Source organism: Achromobacter sp. 1011811831, assembly GCF_059760905.1.
In genome coordinates, this window is the sequence record NZ_JCBANG010000041.1 from 39,546 (window position 1) to 54,573 (window position 15,028).

The following is a 15,028-nucleotide window of genomic DNA, read 5'->3' on the forward strand; positions in this document are numbered from 1 at the left end:
CCGCCAGCCGCAAACGGCGTACCTGTCAGGTGCGCCGTTTTCCTTTTCAGGCCGACATCGCGTTCAGGGTCGGCGGCGTTCAGCAAACCGCAATACGCGCCACGCTATCATCGGCACGGCCCGGCTCAGCCCAAAGGCGCGGCCGGGCATCTTCTTCCTTCGTTTTTTCTCGGACCGCCGATTTCATTTCAGCGGCCGGCGTCTCGCAGCCATGCCTCCCTCGACCCACACCGCGCCCGACGGCGCGCAACTGAGCGCCTTCGCGCTGACCGCGCGCATCGTCGCCATCGCTTTCTTCACGTTCATCTGCTATCTGGCCATCGGCCTGCCGCTGGCGGTGCTGCCCGGCTATGTGCATGGGCAACTGGGCTACGGCTCGGTGCTGGCCGGGCTGGCGATCAGCGTGCAGTACGCGGCCACGCTGTTGAGCCGTTCGCACGCCGGACGCATGGCCGACACCGTGGGGCCGAAGCAGACCGCCGTCGTCGGCATGGCGGCCTGCGCCGCCAGCGGCGTGTTCCTGTTGCTGGCCTATGCCTTCGAGCGCAGCGCCTGGCTCAGCCTGTCGGCCATCATCGCCAGTCGGCTGGCGCTGGGATTCGGCGAGAGCTGGGTCGGCACGGGAGCGGCCACCTGGGCCATCGCGCGCGTCGGTCCGATCCATACCGCGCGGGTGATTTCCTGGAACGGCATCTGCACCTATGGCGGCCTGGCGCTGGGCGCGCCGCTGGGCGTGTACCTGGAAAAGGAATGGAGCATGGGCGCGCTGGGCGGCGCGGTGCTGCTGCTGGGGCTGGCGGGCCTGGGCCTGGCGCTGGCGCGCAAGGCGGTGGCCGTGGTCGGCGGGCATCGCATGGCCTTCAAGAGCGTGGTGCTGCGCGTGTTTCCGCATGGCATGGCGCTGGGGCTGGGCTCGGTGGGTTTCGGCACGCTGGCGGCCTTCGTGGCGCTGTACTACGCCAGCCGCTCGTGGGAGGGCGCCGCCCACGCGCTCAGCGCGTTCGGTTGCGCGTTCATCGGAGTGCGGCTGTTGTTCGCCGGCACGATCACGCGCTACGGCGGCTTCCGGGTGGCGCAGATTTCCTTCCTGGTCGAAGCCGCCGGGTTGGCGCTGCTGTGGCTGGCGCCGAGCGCCGGGCTGGCCTTGATGGGCGCGGCGCTGACCGGCTGTGGCTTCGCGCTGGTGTTCCCGGCGATCGGGGTGGAGGCGGTGGCCCGAGTGCCGGCGGGCAGCCGGGGCGCGGCGCTGGGTGCCTATTCGGCTTTCCTGGATCTGGCGCTGGGCGTGACCGGGCCGGTGGCCGGCTATATCTCCGGCGGCTTCGGCTATCCGGCCATCTTCCTGTCGGCGGCGCTGGCGGTGCTGGTGGGCTTCGGGATCGCCACGGGCCTGTATCGGCATGCCGCCAGGCAGGCTCGGGCCGCTGCTGGAAATATATAGCTAATAGTTATTAAAAAATTCGATAAAACTAGTTTGGATTCATATAGCGAATTGTTAGATTAGGCTCCGTCCCAACGCGCGCCCACGATTCGTTCCATGAACCTGACCTTCGACCACGTCCACAAGCAATTCGGCGACCTGCCCGTCGTAGAGGGCTTCAGCAGCGAATTCAAGACCGGCGAACTGGTCGCGCTGGTAGGTCCGTCGGGCTGCGGCAAGTCCACGCTGCTTCATCTGGCCGCTGGCCTGGAAGCGCCCACGCAGGGCCAGGTACTGGCCGACGGCAAGCCGGTGGCCGGTCCGCATCCCAGCCGCACCTTGGTGTTCCAGGAGCACGCGCTGTACCCCTGGCTGACCCTGCAGGACAACGTGGCGCTGGCGCTGGAATTCCAAAACGTCCCCAAGGCCCGCGCGCGCGACGGCGCGCGCGACTGGCTGGCCCGCGTCGGCCTGGGCGGCTTCGAGAAGTACTACCCGCATCAGGTATCCGGCGGCATGCGCCAGCGCGCCGCGCTGGCCCGCGCCTTCATCGCCCAGCCGCAGACCATGCTGATGGACGAACCCTTCGGCGCGCTGGACGCGCTGACCCGCCTGAGCCTGCAGGATGTGCTGCGCCAGCTGATCGCGCAGGAACGCCCCACGGTGCTGCTGGTCACGCACGACGTGGACGAGGCGCTGTTCCTGGCCGACCGCATCGTGGTATTCAGCGCTCGCCCGGCGCGCGTGCTGCGCGAGTTCAACCTGGCGCATCGCGCCAAGAGCCACGACCTGTCCGACCTGGCCGACGAGAAGCGCGAGATCCTGCGCCTGCTGGGCATCTCGGTGGGCGGGGCCAACGCGCATGCCGACATGGCGCTGGCCGCCTGAGGCGCGCCGCCCGCAATCCTTCCCATACGCGGTCCACCAAGCGGGGCCGCGCCTGAATCGAAATCCCTGGAGCACTCCATGAAACTCAAGCAATGGCTGTCCCTGCCGCTGGCCGCGGCGCTGCTGGCAGCGGCCCCCGCGATGGCGGCCGAGAAATTCCGCGTCGGCTATCTGCGCGTGATGGACGACGCGCAGGCCATCGTGGCCCAGGAGGGCGGTTACTACAAGAAGGCCGGCCTGGATTCCGAGCTGATCGAATTCAAGTCGGGCACCGACCTGATCAAGGCCATCGTCGGCGGCCAGCTGGACATCGGCGTGCTGGGCTTCACCAACGCGGTGGCCTGGGCCTCCAAGGGCGCGGACCTGAAGGTGGTGGGCGGCGCGCAGCAGGGCTATCACTCGCTGATCGTGCGCGACGATTCCGGCATCAAGGACATCGCCGGCCTGAAGGGCAAGACGCTGGCCTCGCAGGCCGAGGGCAGCACCGCCGACGTGGTGCTCAAGGGCGTGGTCCTGAAAGAAGGCAAGCTGACGCCCGACGACGTCAACGTCATGGGCGTGAGCCCGGCCGTGGCGGTGCAGTCGCTGGTGGGCAAGCGCGTGGACGCGGCCTTCCTGTTCGAACCCTATGACCGCATCGCCCAGCTGGTGGCGCCGGTCAAGCAGATCTACGAAGTGGGCCAGGCCTGGCCGTTCCCCTGCATGGTGGTGATCACTTCCGGCGAGACGCTGGCCAAGCGCAAGGACGATGTCTGGAAGGCGCTGGACGCGCAGAACCAGGCCATCGACCTGCTGCAGAAACAGCCGGCCCAGGCGTCCAAGCTGATCGCGTCCTACTTCATCGCCGAGCCGACGCTCAAGACCCTGACGCGCGGCGAGCTGCCGCGCGAGACGGTGATCGCCGAGGCCATCAGCACCCAGGTGTTCACGCCCAAGCTGACCGACAAGGACACGCGCCGCATGCAGGAGATCGCCGATATCCTGCAGGCCCAGGGTTCGCTCAAGACGCGCGACGGCAAACCGTATGACGTGTCCAGCATCGTCGACCTGTCCTGGCAAGAGGCTCGCAAGCTTTGAGCGCTTCCACTCGCGTGACCGGCGCCCGCAAGCATCTGGCGGGCGCCTTGGGCGTCGTATTCATCCTCGCGCTGTGGCAGGCCGCGGCGCTGGCCCTGCCTGACTTCCTGATGCCGGGCGTGCCGGCCGTGCTGGCGCGCCTGTTCGAGGACCTGGGCAAGGAATCCTTCCATCAGAGCCTGCTGGGCACGCTGGGCCGGCTCGGCGCCGGCTATGGCCTGGCGCTGGCGGCCGGCATCGGCTTCGGCCTGGTGGCGGCGGTGCTGTTCTTCTTCCGCGAGGTGCTGCGCAGCGCCATTGTCATCCTGCAGTCGATTCCGTCGATCGCCTGGGTGCCGCTGTTCCTGATCGTCATGGGGTTCGGCAGTGCGCCCATCATCGTGGTGGTGGCGCTGTCGGCATTCTTCCCGGCCGCGCTGAGCGTGATGAACGCCACCGAATCGGTGCAGCGCGTGCATGTGTCGGCGGCGCGCGTCATGGGCGCCACGCGCTGGGGGCTGGTCAAGCGGGTCTATCTGCCGGCGGTCATGCCCGAACTCATCACCGGCGCGCAACTGGCCTTTGGCAACGCATGGCGGGCGCTGATCTCGGCCGAGATGCTGATCGGCTTCGGCAAGGGCCTGGGCCGCTCGCTGGCGTATTCGGGCGAGATCGCGGACATGACCGGCGTGATGACCAACATCCTGGTCATCGCCGTGCTGGCCGCGCTGATCGACCAGTTCGTGCTCGAGAACCTCAAGCACCGCCTGCTGCGTTACCAGTACGTATAAGGCGCGCATCATGCTGCGTAAACGGATCGGCGTCCTCCTGGCCCTGGCGGCGGCAATCTGCCTGCCGCAGGCCGGCGCCGCGCCGTCCGCGCCGCCGGAGCCCTTCGCCGCGGCGCGCGCACGCGGCGAACTGCTCATCGGTTTGCCCTACGTAGCGCCGCCGCCGGTGGCCGGCGCCAAGATCCGCACGCCCGACGGGCTGGACGTGGCGGCCGCCGAGAAGCTGGCCCAGAGCCTGGGCCTGCCATTCAGCCTGCGCCAGTTGGCCGTGGCTGAGGCCGGCGTCGCGCTGGCCTCGGGACAGGTGGATCTGGTGTTGGGCGAGCGCGCGGGCGTCGAGGCCGCCGCCGCCGTTCCGGGCGCGCAATTGGCCTGGCAGGGCACGGGCTATGCCGTCCGTCCCAAGGCCGTCATCCGCAGCGACACGGGCATGCGCAACGGCGCCGACACGCGCGGCCGCCGCGTGTGCATGGCGCAGGCCGCGACCGAGGCCCAGGCGCAGGCGCGCGCCTGGGGCGCCGAGGTGCGCACCTATCGCGTGCCTTCCGATGCGCTGGTGGCGGTGCGCGAGGGCGATTGCGACGTGGGTCTGATCGACGACGCGCTGTGGGAGCCGCTGATGCGCTTTCCCGAGTGGAAGAAATTCTCGTCCACGCTGGCCGCCGACGGCGCGCGCGCCGAACGGGCGTGGCTGGTGTCGGCCGCGGCGCCGGCCGACCGCGCCTGGCTGGCCGTCGAAATGCGAGCCTGGGACCGCGCCGGCGCCTGGAAAGTGCTGGCCGCCAAGTGGGCGCGCGACGTCGCGTTCGACGTGTACCTGGACCAGGAAGTGCCGGACTGCCACGGCTAGGAGCGCGTCGCGCGGGCCGCAGCACTTACAATGCGCGGCTATGAGCCACACGCTGACCGCGCCCTGCGCGCACCAGGAAGACATCAAGAAAAGCCGCTTCGCCGCCTTTGCCGCGCCCGTGTCCACGGTGGATGAGGCGATGCGCTTCTTCGCCGGGAAGAGCGATCCCGAGGCTACGCACAATTGCTGGGCCTACAAGATCGGCCAGGAATACCGCTACAACGATGATGGCGAACCGGGCGGCACGGCGGGCCGGCCGATCCTGCAGGCGATCGAAGGGCAGGGCATGGACCGGGTGGCTGTGCTGGTGGTGCGCTGGTTCGGCGGCGTGAAGCTGGGCGCGGGCGGGCTCGTGCGCGCCTATGGTGGCTGCGCCGCCAACTGCCTGCGGGCGGGCGAACGGACTGAGATCGTCGATCTGGCCACGGTCGCTTGCCAGTGTGGCTTCGCCGAGCTGCCCTTGCTGAAGTCGCGGCTGGCGGGCGCCGGCGCGGTCATGCTGCATGAAGACTATGGCGCCGACGGCGTGGCGCTGCGCTTCACCGCGCCGCGCGCCGTCGTCGCCGAGCTGGAAGTGACGGCCGCCAACATCACGCGCGGGCGATCAGCCTGGGAAATCCTGTCCTGAAAAAAGCAAAGCCCCGGCAAGGGGCTTTGCTGTTTGCGTGAGGGCGCGCCCGGCTCAGGCGTCCTGGCCGTCCTGCGCGGCGGCGATTTCCTGGTGGACCTTTTCCATGTCCACTTCCTTGATCTTGGTGAGCAGTTCCGTGAGCTGGCCGCCCGACAAGGCGCCCGGCTGCGAGAACAGCAGCACTTTTTCGCGGAACACCATCAGGGTGGGGATGGAGCGGATGCCGAGCGCGCCGGCCAGTTCCTGCTCGACGTCGGTGTTCACCTTGGCGAAGGTCACGTCGGGATGCTCGGTGGCGGCCTGCTCGAACACGGGGGCGAAGCCGCGGCAGGGGCCGCACCAGGGCGCCCAGAAGTCGACGATCAGCGTGCCGTCCGGCGTGATGGCGTCCTGGAAACTGTCTTTGGTGAGTTCAACGATGCTCATTTTCTGTCCTTGCCGCGTGGGCGGCAGTAAAGGCGATGCGAGGGGCGGGGCTGTGCGAGCCACTCCCGCCCGATCCGGCGATGCGTGATCCTGACGCTGAGTTGTCAATATAGTGCCGGGAACGCGGGCATCGCAATGGTGAGGCGTCCTGTCGGGCGCGGGCCGGGGCGCTCAGGCTTCGGTGCGGGTGGAGAGTCCGGCGCCGTTCTTCAACGATGCCACGATTTCGAAGGAGCGCAGCCGGTCGCGGATGTTGAAGAAGTCCGAGACGATCATGACTTCATCGGCCTCGGTCTCGGCGACCAGCGCCTCGAGCTTGCGCTTGACCGTGTCCGGGCCGCCGACGATGGCTGCGCCCAGGCGTTGTTCAACCGCGGCGCGTTCCCATTCGTTCCACACGCCGTCCATGCTCTCGACAGGAGGCTGCAGCTGCAGCCGGTTGCCGCGCACCAGCGACAGGAACTTCAGTTCCTGCGTGGTGGCCTGGAAGCGCGCGGCCTCGTCCGTTTCGGCGGCGATGACGGGCACGCCGATCATCGAATAGGGCTTGGACAGCGTGGCGGACGGCTTGAACAGATGCCGGTAGAGGCGCATCGCGGCCATGCCCTCGGGCGAGAAATGGCCGGCGAAGGAGAACGGCAGGCCCAGCTCGGCGGCCATGCGGGCGCTGAAGTCGCTTGAACCCAGCAGCCAGATGGGGATGTCCAGGCCTTCGCCGGGAATCGCTCGCACCGGTTGTCCCGGACGCGAGGGCGCCAGGAAGCCGCGCAGCTCTTCAACCAGCGCGGGGAATTCCAGGCCGCTGCGCGGACCGCGCCGCAGCGCGTGCTGGGTGGCGCCGTCGCTGCCGGGCGCGCGGCCCAGGCCCAGGTCGATGCGGCCGGGATACAGGGTTTCCAGCGTGCCGAACTGCTCGGCGATGATCAGCGGCGCGTGATTGGGCAGCATCACGCCGCCCGAGCCCACGCGCAACGTCTTGGTGTGCGCGGCCACGTGGCCGATCAGCACCGCCGTGGCGCTGCTGGCCACGCCATTGATGTTGTGGTGTTCCGCCAGCCAGAAGCGGTTGTAGCCCAATCGTTCGGCCTGCTGCGCGACCGCGACGGTGTTGCGGAAGGCGTCCGCCGCGTCGCGGCCCTGGACGATGGGGGCCAGGTCCAGGATCGAAAAGGGAATGCGGGCCAGCGCGCTCATCGGGCAATCCTCAAGCCCGTGGGCGAAGACGGACGGACGATGCGGATCACGCCCGTTGTCAAACAGGCGCCGGGGCGGGCGGGGTGGTGGTCAAGGTGCAAAGCGGACTCCATATGCTGGGATACTTGGGGAGTGTATCGACGAATTCAAGCCCGGCAGGCAGCAACCTTGTCGGCCTGCGGGTTGATCGCTTTTGCCAATCGGCGCGATTGACGCAGGCCATGCCCCGGAAACGACGCCGCCAGCGCAGGGGCGCTGGCGGCGGGTGGCATCCGGAACGAGCCGTCCTGGCGGACGGCGCGGTCCTTATTCCGACGGGAAGAAGGCGTAGCGGATCACGAACAGCAGCGCGACCAGCCAGGTGGCCGGATGCACGTCGCGCATCTTGCCGGTGGCGGTCTTGAGCACCACGTAGCTGATGAAGCCGAAGGCGATGCCGTTGGCGATCGAGTACGTGAAGGGCATGATCAGCGCGGTCAGCGCGGCCGGCGTGGCTTCGCAGACGTCGTTCCAGTCGATGTCGATCAGCTCGCGCATCATCAGGCCGGCCACGTAGAGCAGGGCGGGCGCGGTGGCGTAGGCCGGCACGGCGCCGGCCAGCGGCGAGATGAACAGCGCGGCCAGGAACAGCACGGCGACCACCAGCGCGGTCAGGCCGGTGCGGCCGCCGGCCTGCACGCCCGAGGCGCTTTCCACATAGGCGGTGGTGCTGCTGGTGCCCAGCATCGAGCCGGCGACGATGGCCGAGCTGTCGGCGAACAGCGCGCGGCCCAGGCGGTTGGGGCGGTCTTCCGGCACCAGGCCGGCGCGCTTGGCCACGCCCACCAGCGTGCCGGTGGCATCGAACACTTCGACCAGCACGAACACCAGGATCACGTGCACGAAGCCCGAATGCAGCGCGCCCAGGATGTCCAGCTTGAACAGCGTGGGCGCCAGGCTGGGCGGGGCCGAGAACACGCCCTTGAATTCGTTGTAGCCCAGCGCCATGGACAGCAGCGTCACGACCAGGATGCCGATCAGGATGGCGCCGCGCACGCGCAGCGCGTCCAGCGACGCGATGATGAAGAAGCCCAGGATGGCGAACAGCGGGCCGGGGCTGGTGAGGTTGCCCAGCGTGACCTTGGTCGCCGGATGGGCGGCCACGATGCCGGCGCTGCTGAGGGCGATGATGGCCAGGAACAGCCCGATGCCGGCGGCGATGGCGCTGCGCAGCGAATGCGGGATGCCCTTGATCAGCCAGACGCGGATGCCCGAGAAGGTCAGGAACAGGAAGATCACGCCCGAGATGAACACGGCGCCCAGCGCCTGTTCCCAGGTGTAGCCCATGGTCTTGACCACGGTGAAGGCGAAGAACGCGTTCAGGCCCATGCCCGGCGCCATGCCGATCGGCCAGTTGGCGATCAGCGCCATCACCAGCGAGCCCAGCGCCGCGGCCAGGCAGGTGGCGACGAAGACCGCGCTGCGGTCCATGCCGGTGGAGGACAGGATGTCCGGGTTGACGAAAATGATGTATGACATCGTCAGGAACGTCGTCAGGCCGGCGATGAGTTCGGTCTTGACGGTGGTTCCATGTTCACGCAGCTTGAATAGCTTCTCCAGCATACGGGTCCCCAGTGAGTGTGTGAGTGCGCGGATTGGGCGGGCGAGGGCGGTGGACGCCTCGCCGCGTTCTTGTAAACGGGCGTATTTTCGCATCAGTTGTAAACTCTGCCGCCATGATTATTCTCGGCTTTGAAAGCTCTTGCGATGAAACCGGCGTCGCGGCCGTCTGCACCGAACGCGGATTGCTGGCGCACGCCCTGCACACCCAGATCGCCATGCACCAGGAATACGGGGGCGTGGTGCCTGAGCTGGCCTCGCGCGACCACATCCGGCGCGTGACGCCGCTGACCCGCCAGGTGCTGGAGGAAGCCGGCATCGGCATGGCCGACGTCGGCGCGGTGGCCTATACGGCCGGCCCGGGTCTGGCCGGGGCGCTGCTGGTGGGCGCCAGCGTGGCGCAGGCGCTGGCCTGGTCGCGCCGCCTGCCGGCCATCGGCATCCACCATCTGGAAGGCCATCTGCTGTCGCCCATGCTGGCCGACCCCCGGCCCGAATTCCCCTTCGTGGCCCTGCTGGTGTCCGGCGGCCATACCCAGTTGATGCGGGTCGACGGCGTGGGCCGTTACGAATTGCTGGGCGAGACGCTGGACGACGCGGCCGGCGAGGCCTTCGACAAGTCGGCCAAGCTGATGGGCCTGGGCTACCCGGGCGGTCCGGCGCTATCGAAGCTGGCCGGCAGCGGCGACGCGACGCGCTTCGAGCTGCCGCGTCCCATGCTGCACAGCGGCGACCTGGATTTCAGCTTCAGCGGCCTGAAGACGGCCGTGCTGACGCGGGTGAAGGCGGCCGAGCAGGCGGGCGGGCTGGACGAGCAGACGCGCGCCGACCTGGCGGCGGCCACCCAGGCCGCGATCGTCGAGGTATTGGCCGCCAAGTCCATCCGCGCGCTCAAGCAGACCGGCCTGCGCCGGCTGGTGGTGGCGGGGGGCGTGGGCGCTAATCAGCTGCTGCGCGCCAAGCTGGACGCGGCGCTCAAGCCTCTGAAGGCGCGGGCCTATTTCCCGCCGCTGCACCTGTGCACCGATAACGGCGCGATGATCGCCTTCGCGGCGGCGGAGCGGGTCAAGGCGGGGTTGGCGGTGCTGGATCCGGACGCGCACAGCTTCACCGTGAAGCCGCGCTGGGACCTGGCGGATATCGCCGGCTGAGGGGGAAAGCTCCCCCCAGCGGACTTACTTCTTGGACTTGCCGCCGCCGATGCGGCTTTCGGTGCCCTGGATCAGGCGCGTGATGTTGGCGCGGTGGCGGTAGAACAGCAGCACGCCGATGATGGCCAGCGCGATGCCGATCGGCGGTTGCGCATACCAGGCCAGGCCCGAGCCAAACACGTAATAGACCGGGGCGAAGAAGGCCGCCACCAGGGCCGCCAGCGAGGAGTAGCGGAAGAACACCGCGATGATCAGCCAGGTGGCGGCGGTGGCCACGGCCAGCCAGGGCTGGATCGCCACCAGCACGCCCAGCGCGGTGGCCACGCCCTTGCCGCCCTTGAAGCCCAGGAAGATCGGGTACAGGTGGCCCAGGAAGGCGGCGACCACCACGCAGGCCAGCGCCGCCGACGTGATGCCGGGAGCCAGCTGCTCGGCCAGCCAGACGGCGAACCAGCCCTTGGCGGCGTCGCCCAGCAGGGTCAGGGCGGCGGCGGTCTTGTTGCCGGTGCGCAGCACATTGGTCGCGCCGGGGTTTCCGGAGCCGTAGCTGCGGGGGTCCTGCAGGCCCATCAGCTTGCTGACCACCACCGCGAAAGGCACCGAGCCGATCAGGTAGGCCAGCAGGACGAGGGCGGCGGTGAACGCCAGGGAAGGTCCGGTAAGCGCCATGAATGAGGAATCCGTGGTTGCGGCCGGTCTGGGCCGGCGTTGTCATAGTGGCTGCGGATTCTACCGCGACGGGGGCCGGATCAGGTTGCGGGTTATCGCAGGGGCCAGGCAAACCGGGGCCGGCTTCGGACGGTACAATCGGCTCCGTCCACCCGTGTTTTACTTTCTTTCGGATGCACAATGCGAATTCTGGTTTCGAACGATGATGGTTATTCGGCCCCCGGGCTGGAGGCGCTGGTCAAGGCGCTGCAGGGACTGGGCGAACTCACCGTCGTCGCGCCCGAAACCAACCACAGCGGCGCGTCGAATTCCCTGACGCTCAACCGGCCTCTGTCCGTGCGCACGGCCTCGAACGGCTTCATCGCCGTCAACGGCACGCCGTCCGACTGCGTCCACGTGGCGCTGACCGGCCTGATGGACGTGCGGCCCGACCTGGTCGTCTCGGGCATCAACAACGGCGCCAACATGGGCGACGACACGCTCTATTCGGGCACCGTGGCCGCCGCCAGCGAAGGCTATCTGTTCGGCATCCCCGCGATCGCCTTCTCGCTCGCCGAGAAGGGCTGGGAACACATCGAATCGGCGGCCCGCGCCGCGCGCCAGGTGGTCGAACGCCATCTGGTGCAGCCGCTGGCGCCGCCGGTGCTGCTCAACGTCAATATCCCCAACCGCCGCTTCGAGGACCTGCATGGCTTCCAGGTGACCCGCCTGGGCAAGCGCCATCCGTCCCAGCCCGTGGTGCGCACCACCACGCCCTATGGCGACACGGTCTACTGGATCGGTCCGGTCGGCTCTGCGGCCGACGCGGCGCCGGGCACGGACTTCCATGCCGTGGAGCAGGGCCTGGTCTCGGTCACGCCGCTGCGGCTGGATCTGACGCAGCACAGCCAGCTGGACGAGATCCGCGGCTGGGCGGAGCCGCTATGCGCAAGCGCGTAAGCCAGCCCGACGTGTCCCAGCCGGTGCCGGGCAGGCCGCGTCCGCTTGGCTACGGTTCCGGACTGGCGCCGGGCGTCACGCCCGCCAACAGCAACACGCGCATCTCGGCCGCCGCGCTGCCGCGCCAGCCGCAGGCGCCCGCGCCGTCGTCCGGCGGCAACCTGGGCTTGAATTCCGACCGCCTGCGCCAGGCCATGGTGCAGCGCCTGCGCGCGCAGGGCATCAGCGACGAGCGCGTGCTCAACGCCATGGCCGCCGTGCCCCGCCACCTGTTCGTGGACGAGGCCCTGGCGAGCCGCGCCTACGAGGAATCGGCGCTGCCCATCGGCCATTCACAGACCATTTCCCAGCCCTGGGTGGTGGCGCGCATGATCTCGGCGGTCTGCGAGGACCGCGCCCCGACCCGCGTGCTCGAAGTGGGGGCCGGCTGCGGCTATCAGGCCGCGGTGCTGGCCCAGATCGTGCGCGAGGTCCACAGCATCGAACGCATCCGCGGCTTGTACGAGTTGGCGCGCAATCACCTGCGCGCGCTGCGCCTGACAACCCGCATCCGGCTGATCTATGGAGACGGCACCGTGGGCCTGCCCGGCGTGTCGCCGTTCGATGCTATTGTTGTGGCTGCCGCTGGCCTGGCCATCCCGCAGGCGCTGCTGCAGCAGCTCGCGCCGGGAGGACGGCTGATCGCCCCCGAGGGCAGCACCAGCCAGCGCCTCGTGCTGATCGAACGCACGGGCGCCGCCAGCTGGAAACGCACAGAATTAGAGGCCGTGCGCTTTGTGCCGCTACGCGCCGGAATACAATCTTGAGCAAACAGGAGAAACGTATGCTCAACGGGCAGTTGCAACTGACCGATATCGCTTTTGGCGCGCCCATGCCGCGCCTGCGCCGTCCGCTTTATCTCGTGGGCGCCATCAGCCTGGCCGTCCTGGCCGGTTGCGCTTCCAAGGGCCAGCGCGCCCCCGTGGTCGACATGGCCGGCGGGCAGCAAACCACCGCGACGGCCCAGCCTGGCGGCAGCTACGTCGTCAAGCCGGGCGACACGCTCTACAAGATCGCGCGTTCTAACAACGTCGACGTCGAGAACGTCAAGCGCTGGAACAACCTCAGCGATCCCAACCAGATTTCCGTGGGCCAGGTGCTCAAGTTGTCCGGCAGCGGCGCCGCGGCCGGCGGCGCGACGCAGGTCACGCCGGTGGCCTCGGCCAAGTCGTCCTCGACGCAGCCGCGCCCGCTTGATCAGCCGTCCGACAGCGGCGCCACGACCTCGACGCCCTCGACCGCCACGCCCACACCGGCGCCCACGCCGGCCGAAAAGCCGACGCGCGCGGCCGACGCCGGCGTCATCAACTGGGGCTGGCCGGCCACCGGCCAGATCACCCAGGGCTTCAACAACAACACCAAGGGCATCGACATCGCCGGCAACCTGGGCGACCCGGTCATCGCGGCCGCCGACGGCAAGGTCATGTACAGCGGCAACGGCGTGCGCGGCCTGGGCAACCTGATCATCGTCAACCACCAGAACGGCTTCATCACGGCCTACGCGCACAACCGCGCGCTGCTGGTCAAGACCGGCCAGGACGTCAAGCGCGGCGCCAAGATCGCTGAAATCGGCCAGAGCGATGCCACGTCGCCGCGCCTGCACTTCGAGATCCGCCGCCAGGGCACGCCCGTCGACCCGATGCAGTACCTGCCCGCGCGATGACGCCGACGCTGGTATTCGACCTGGAGACCATCCCCGACGCCGACGGGCTGCGCAAGCTCAACGGCTGGGGCGAAGACGTGCCGGACGCCGAAGTGGTCGAGCGCGCGCTGACGGCGCGCCGCGAGGCCGTCGGCCATGACTTCCTGCCGCTGCACCTGCACAAGGTCGCCGTGGTGGGCTGCGTGTTCCGTGACGACCAGGGTTTCCGCGTCAAGACGCTGGGCCAGCCCGACGATCCCGAGGCCGCGCTGCTGGCGGGCTTCTTCAAGACCATCGAGCGCTACACGCCCAAGCTGGTCAGCTGGAACGGCTCGGGCTTCGACCTGCCGGTGCTGCACTACCGCAGCCTGATCCTGGGCGTGCCCGCGCCGCGCTACTGGGACATGGGCGAGGAAGACCGCGAGTTCAAGTTCAACAACTACATCTCGCGCTACCACAGCCGCCACACCGACCTGATGGACCTGCTGGCCAAGTACAACGGCCGCGCCAATGCGCCGCTGGACGAACTGGCCAAGCTCTGCGGCTTTCCCGGCAAGCTGGGCATGGACGGCAGCAAGGTCTGGGAAGCCTGGAGCCAGGGTCGCGCCGACGAGGTTCGCGCCTATTGCGAAACCGACGTGGTCAACACCTGGCTGGTGTACACGCGCTTTCGCTTCCTGCGCGGCGAACTCGATCCCGTCTCCTACGAGGCCGAGATCGCCCTGGTGCGCGACACGCTGTCCGCCAGCGACGCTCCGCACTGGAAGGAATACCTCGACGCCTGGAAAGGGTAGGTCCACCCCCGAAGCGCTGCGTGCTTCCCCCTCCAGGGGGCGCCGCTACGGACCGGCAAAGCCGGATCCGTGCGGCCTCAATCGGGGACGATCGGCATATGGGGGGGCGTTCCGTGTGCTTTTTGGCGATGGTTGGGATGCCGAAAAGCGCAATGCAATTGACTGAAACAAGGGGGACGCGGGCGAAACCTGGCTGAAACCGGGCCGCTCGCACAATGGCCTCGCTTTCTTCAATTTCAGGAGACCTCCATGTCCCGCTACGCTCTACGTTCGAATCTGGCCGCTCTTGCCATTGCCATTGCCGTCGCCGGCACCGTGGCGACGGGCGCCGTGCTTGCCGCGCCGCCGGCCGATGGCGGCGCGCCGGGCGCCATGCATGAGGGCCGCCACGGCGGCTTCCACAAGGGCATGCGCGACGGCGTCTATTTCCCCGGCCTGGGGCCCGTATCCAAGAAGCAGCTGGAACAGCTGAAGCTGGATGACAAGCAGCAGGCCCTGGTCAAGACGGCCCAGGACAGCCAGCGCGGCTTGCGCGACGCCATGCGCGCCGCCGGCGCCAAGCGTCATGATCTGCTCAAGGCGCAACTGGACAGCGGCAAGCTCGACCCGCGAGCGCTGATCTCGCAGTCCGAGCAGAACCGTGGCCAGTTCGACACCCAGATGAAGCAGGCCCGCGATCAGTGGCTGGCCGTCTGGGACAGCCTGAACGACGCCCAGCGCAGCCAGGTCGCGTCCATGCTCAAGGAACGCCAGGCGCGCATGGAACAACGCCACGCCCGCATGCAGGAACGTCACGGCAAGGGCGCCCCCGCTCCCACGGCCGCGCCGGCTCCCGCCGCGGCGCCGGCCGCAAACTAAGCGAGATTTGCGGCGCGCAGCCGCGACCCGCTTTGCCCACAGGGCCCCCGGACGCTCCCGCGTCCGGGGGCTTCTTTGTTT

16 protein-coding genes are annotated in these 15,028 nt (G+C 68.7%); 12 read left to right on the forward strand and 4 right to left on the reverse strand.

All coding sequences use genetic code 11. The features are described 5' to 3' along the window. The first annotated feature begins 211 nt into the window (after nt 1-211). The 6 genes from AC6LJ9_RS16775 (at nt 212) to AC6LJ9_RS16800 (ending at nt 5,633) form a co-directional block, all read left to right on the forward strand. A complete protein-coding gene (locus tag AC6LJ9_RS16775) occupies nt 212-1,441 on the forward strand; it encodes an MFS transporter (RefSeq protein ID WP_498148436.1) in 1,230 nt (409 codons plus the stop codon). A 96-nt stretch (nt 1,442-1,537) separates the two neighbouring features. Further along, complete coding sequence (locus tag AC6LJ9_RS16780; RefSeq protein WP_212316964.1) at nt 1,538-2,308, forward strand: ABC transporter ATP-binding protein; 771 nt, start codon at nt 1,538-1,540, stop codon at nt 2,306-2,308. 78 nt (nt 2,309-2,386) lie between these two features. Beyond that, on the forward strand, nt 2,387-3,385 hold the full coding sequence (locus AC6LJ9_RS16785; RefSeq protein WP_212316966.1) for an ABC transporter substrate-binding protein: 999 nt from the start codon (nt 2,387-2,389) through the stop codon (nt 3,383-3,385). Beyond that, nucleotides 3,382-4,155 carry an ABC transporter permease gene (locus AC6LJ9_RS16790; protein WP_212316974.1) on the forward strand — a complete coding sequence of 258 codons (774 nt, stop codon included), beginning with the start codon at nt 3,382-3,384 and terminating at the stop codon, nt 4,153-4,155. The genes AC6LJ9_RS16785 and AC6LJ9_RS16790 overlap by 4 nt, the downstream gene beginning before the upstream one ends. Before the next feature lie 10 nt (nt 4,156-4,165). Beyond that, entirely contained in the window at nt 4,166-5,005 is an 840-nt protein-coding gene (locus AC6LJ9_RS16795; protein WP_498148437.1) for a transporter substrate-binding domain-containing protein, read from the forward strand. A gap of 40 nt (nt 5,006-5,045) precedes the next feature. Beyond that, the gene (locus tag AC6LJ9_RS16800; RefSeq protein ID WP_498148438.1) at nt 5,046-5,633 is read left to right on the forward strand and encodes an IMPACT family protein; all 588 of its coding nucleotides are present in this window, start codon (nt 5,046-5,048) and stop codon (nt 5,631-5,633) included. A gap of 54 nt (nt 5,634-5,687) precedes the next feature. On the opposite strand, the gene AC6LJ9_RS16805 is transcribed toward AC6LJ9_RS16800, so the two are convergent. From AC6LJ9_RS16805 to AC6LJ9_RS16815, 3 genes are all read right to left on the reverse strand, one after another. After that, nucleotides 5,688-6,062, reverse strand: coding sequence for a thioredoxin family protein (locus AC6LJ9_RS16805; protein ID WP_212316980.1), 375 nt, complete (start codon nt 6,060-6,062; stop codon nt 5,688-5,690). 171 nt (nt 6,063-6,233) lie between these two features. Beyond that, the gene (locus tag AC6LJ9_RS16810; RefSeq protein ID WP_498148439.1) at nt 6,234-7,256 is read right to left on the reverse strand and encodes an LLM class flavin-dependent oxidoreductase; all 1,023 of its coding nucleotides are present in this window, start codon (nt 7,254-7,256) and stop codon (nt 6,234-6,236) included. A 306-nt stretch (nt 7,257-7,562) separates the two neighbouring features. After that, nucleotides 7,563-8,858 carry an NCS2 family permease gene (locus AC6LJ9_RS16815; protein WP_498148440.1) on the reverse strand — a complete coding sequence of 432 codons (1,296 nt, stop codon included), beginning with the start codon at nt 8,856-8,858 and terminating at the stop codon, nt 7,563-7,565. Nucleotides 8,859-8,971: 113 nt separating this feature from the next. On the opposite strand from AC6LJ9_RS16815, the gene tsaD reads away from it, so the two are divergent. Continuing rightward, the gene (tsaD, locus tag AC6LJ9_RS16820; protein WP_212316986.1) at nt 8,972-10,006 is read left to right on the forward strand and encodes a tRNA (adenosine(37)-N6)-threonylcarbamoyltransferase complex transferase subunit TsaD; all 1,035 of its coding nucleotides are present in this window, start codon (nt 8,972-8,974) and stop codon (nt 10,004-10,006) included. A 24-nt stretch (nt 10,007-10,030) separates the two neighbouring features. On the opposite strand, the gene plsY is transcribed toward tsaD, so the two are convergent. After that, a complete protein-coding gene (plsY, locus tag AC6LJ9_RS16825; protein ID WP_498148441.1) occupies nt 10,031-10,675 on the reverse strand; it encodes a glycerol-3-phosphate 1-O-acyltransferase PlsY in 645 nt (214 codons plus the stop codon). Between the two features lie 180 nt (nt 10,676-10,855). Between plsY and surE the strand changes: the two genes are divergently transcribed. The 5 genes from surE (at nt 10,856) to AC6LJ9_RS16850 (ending at nt 14,947) form a co-directional block, all read left to right on the forward strand. Next, nucleotides 10,856-11,614 carry a 5'/3'-nucleotidase SurE gene (gene surE / locus AC6LJ9_RS16830; RefSeq protein WP_212316990.1) on the forward strand — a complete coding sequence of 253 codons (759 nt, stop codon included), beginning with the start codon at nt 10,856-10,858 and terminating at the stop codon, nt 11,612-11,614. After that, nucleotides 11,599-12,420: a protein-L-isoaspartate(D-aspartate) O-methyltransferase gene (locus AC6LJ9_RS16835; protein ID WP_498148442.1), complete on the forward strand. Its 822-nt coding sequence runs from the start codon at nt 11,599-11,601 to the stop codon at nt 12,418-12,420. The genes surE and AC6LJ9_RS16835 overlap by 16 nt, the downstream gene beginning before the upstream one ends. A 17-nt stretch (nt 12,421-12,437) precedes the next feature. Continuing rightward, nucleotides 12,438-13,316, forward strand: a complete 879-nt coding sequence (locus AC6LJ9_RS16840) for a peptidoglycan DD-metalloendopeptidase family protein (protein ID WP_498148443.1) — start codon at nt 12,438-12,440, stop codon at nt 13,314-13,316. Further along, on the forward strand, nt 13,313-14,089 hold the full coding sequence (locus AC6LJ9_RS16845) for a 3'-5' exonuclease (protein ID WP_103274590.1): 777 nt from the start codon (nt 13,313-13,315) through the stop codon (nt 14,087-14,089). Before AC6LJ9_RS16840 ends, AC6LJ9_RS16845 begins: the two co-directional genes overlap by 4 nt. A 249-nt stretch (nt 14,090-14,338) precedes the next feature. Then, entirely contained in the window at nt 14,339-14,947 is a 609-nt protein-coding gene (locus tag AC6LJ9_RS16850) for a hypothetical protein (protein ID WP_498148444.1), read from the forward strand. Nucleotides 14,948-15,028 lie beyond the last annotated feature (81 nt).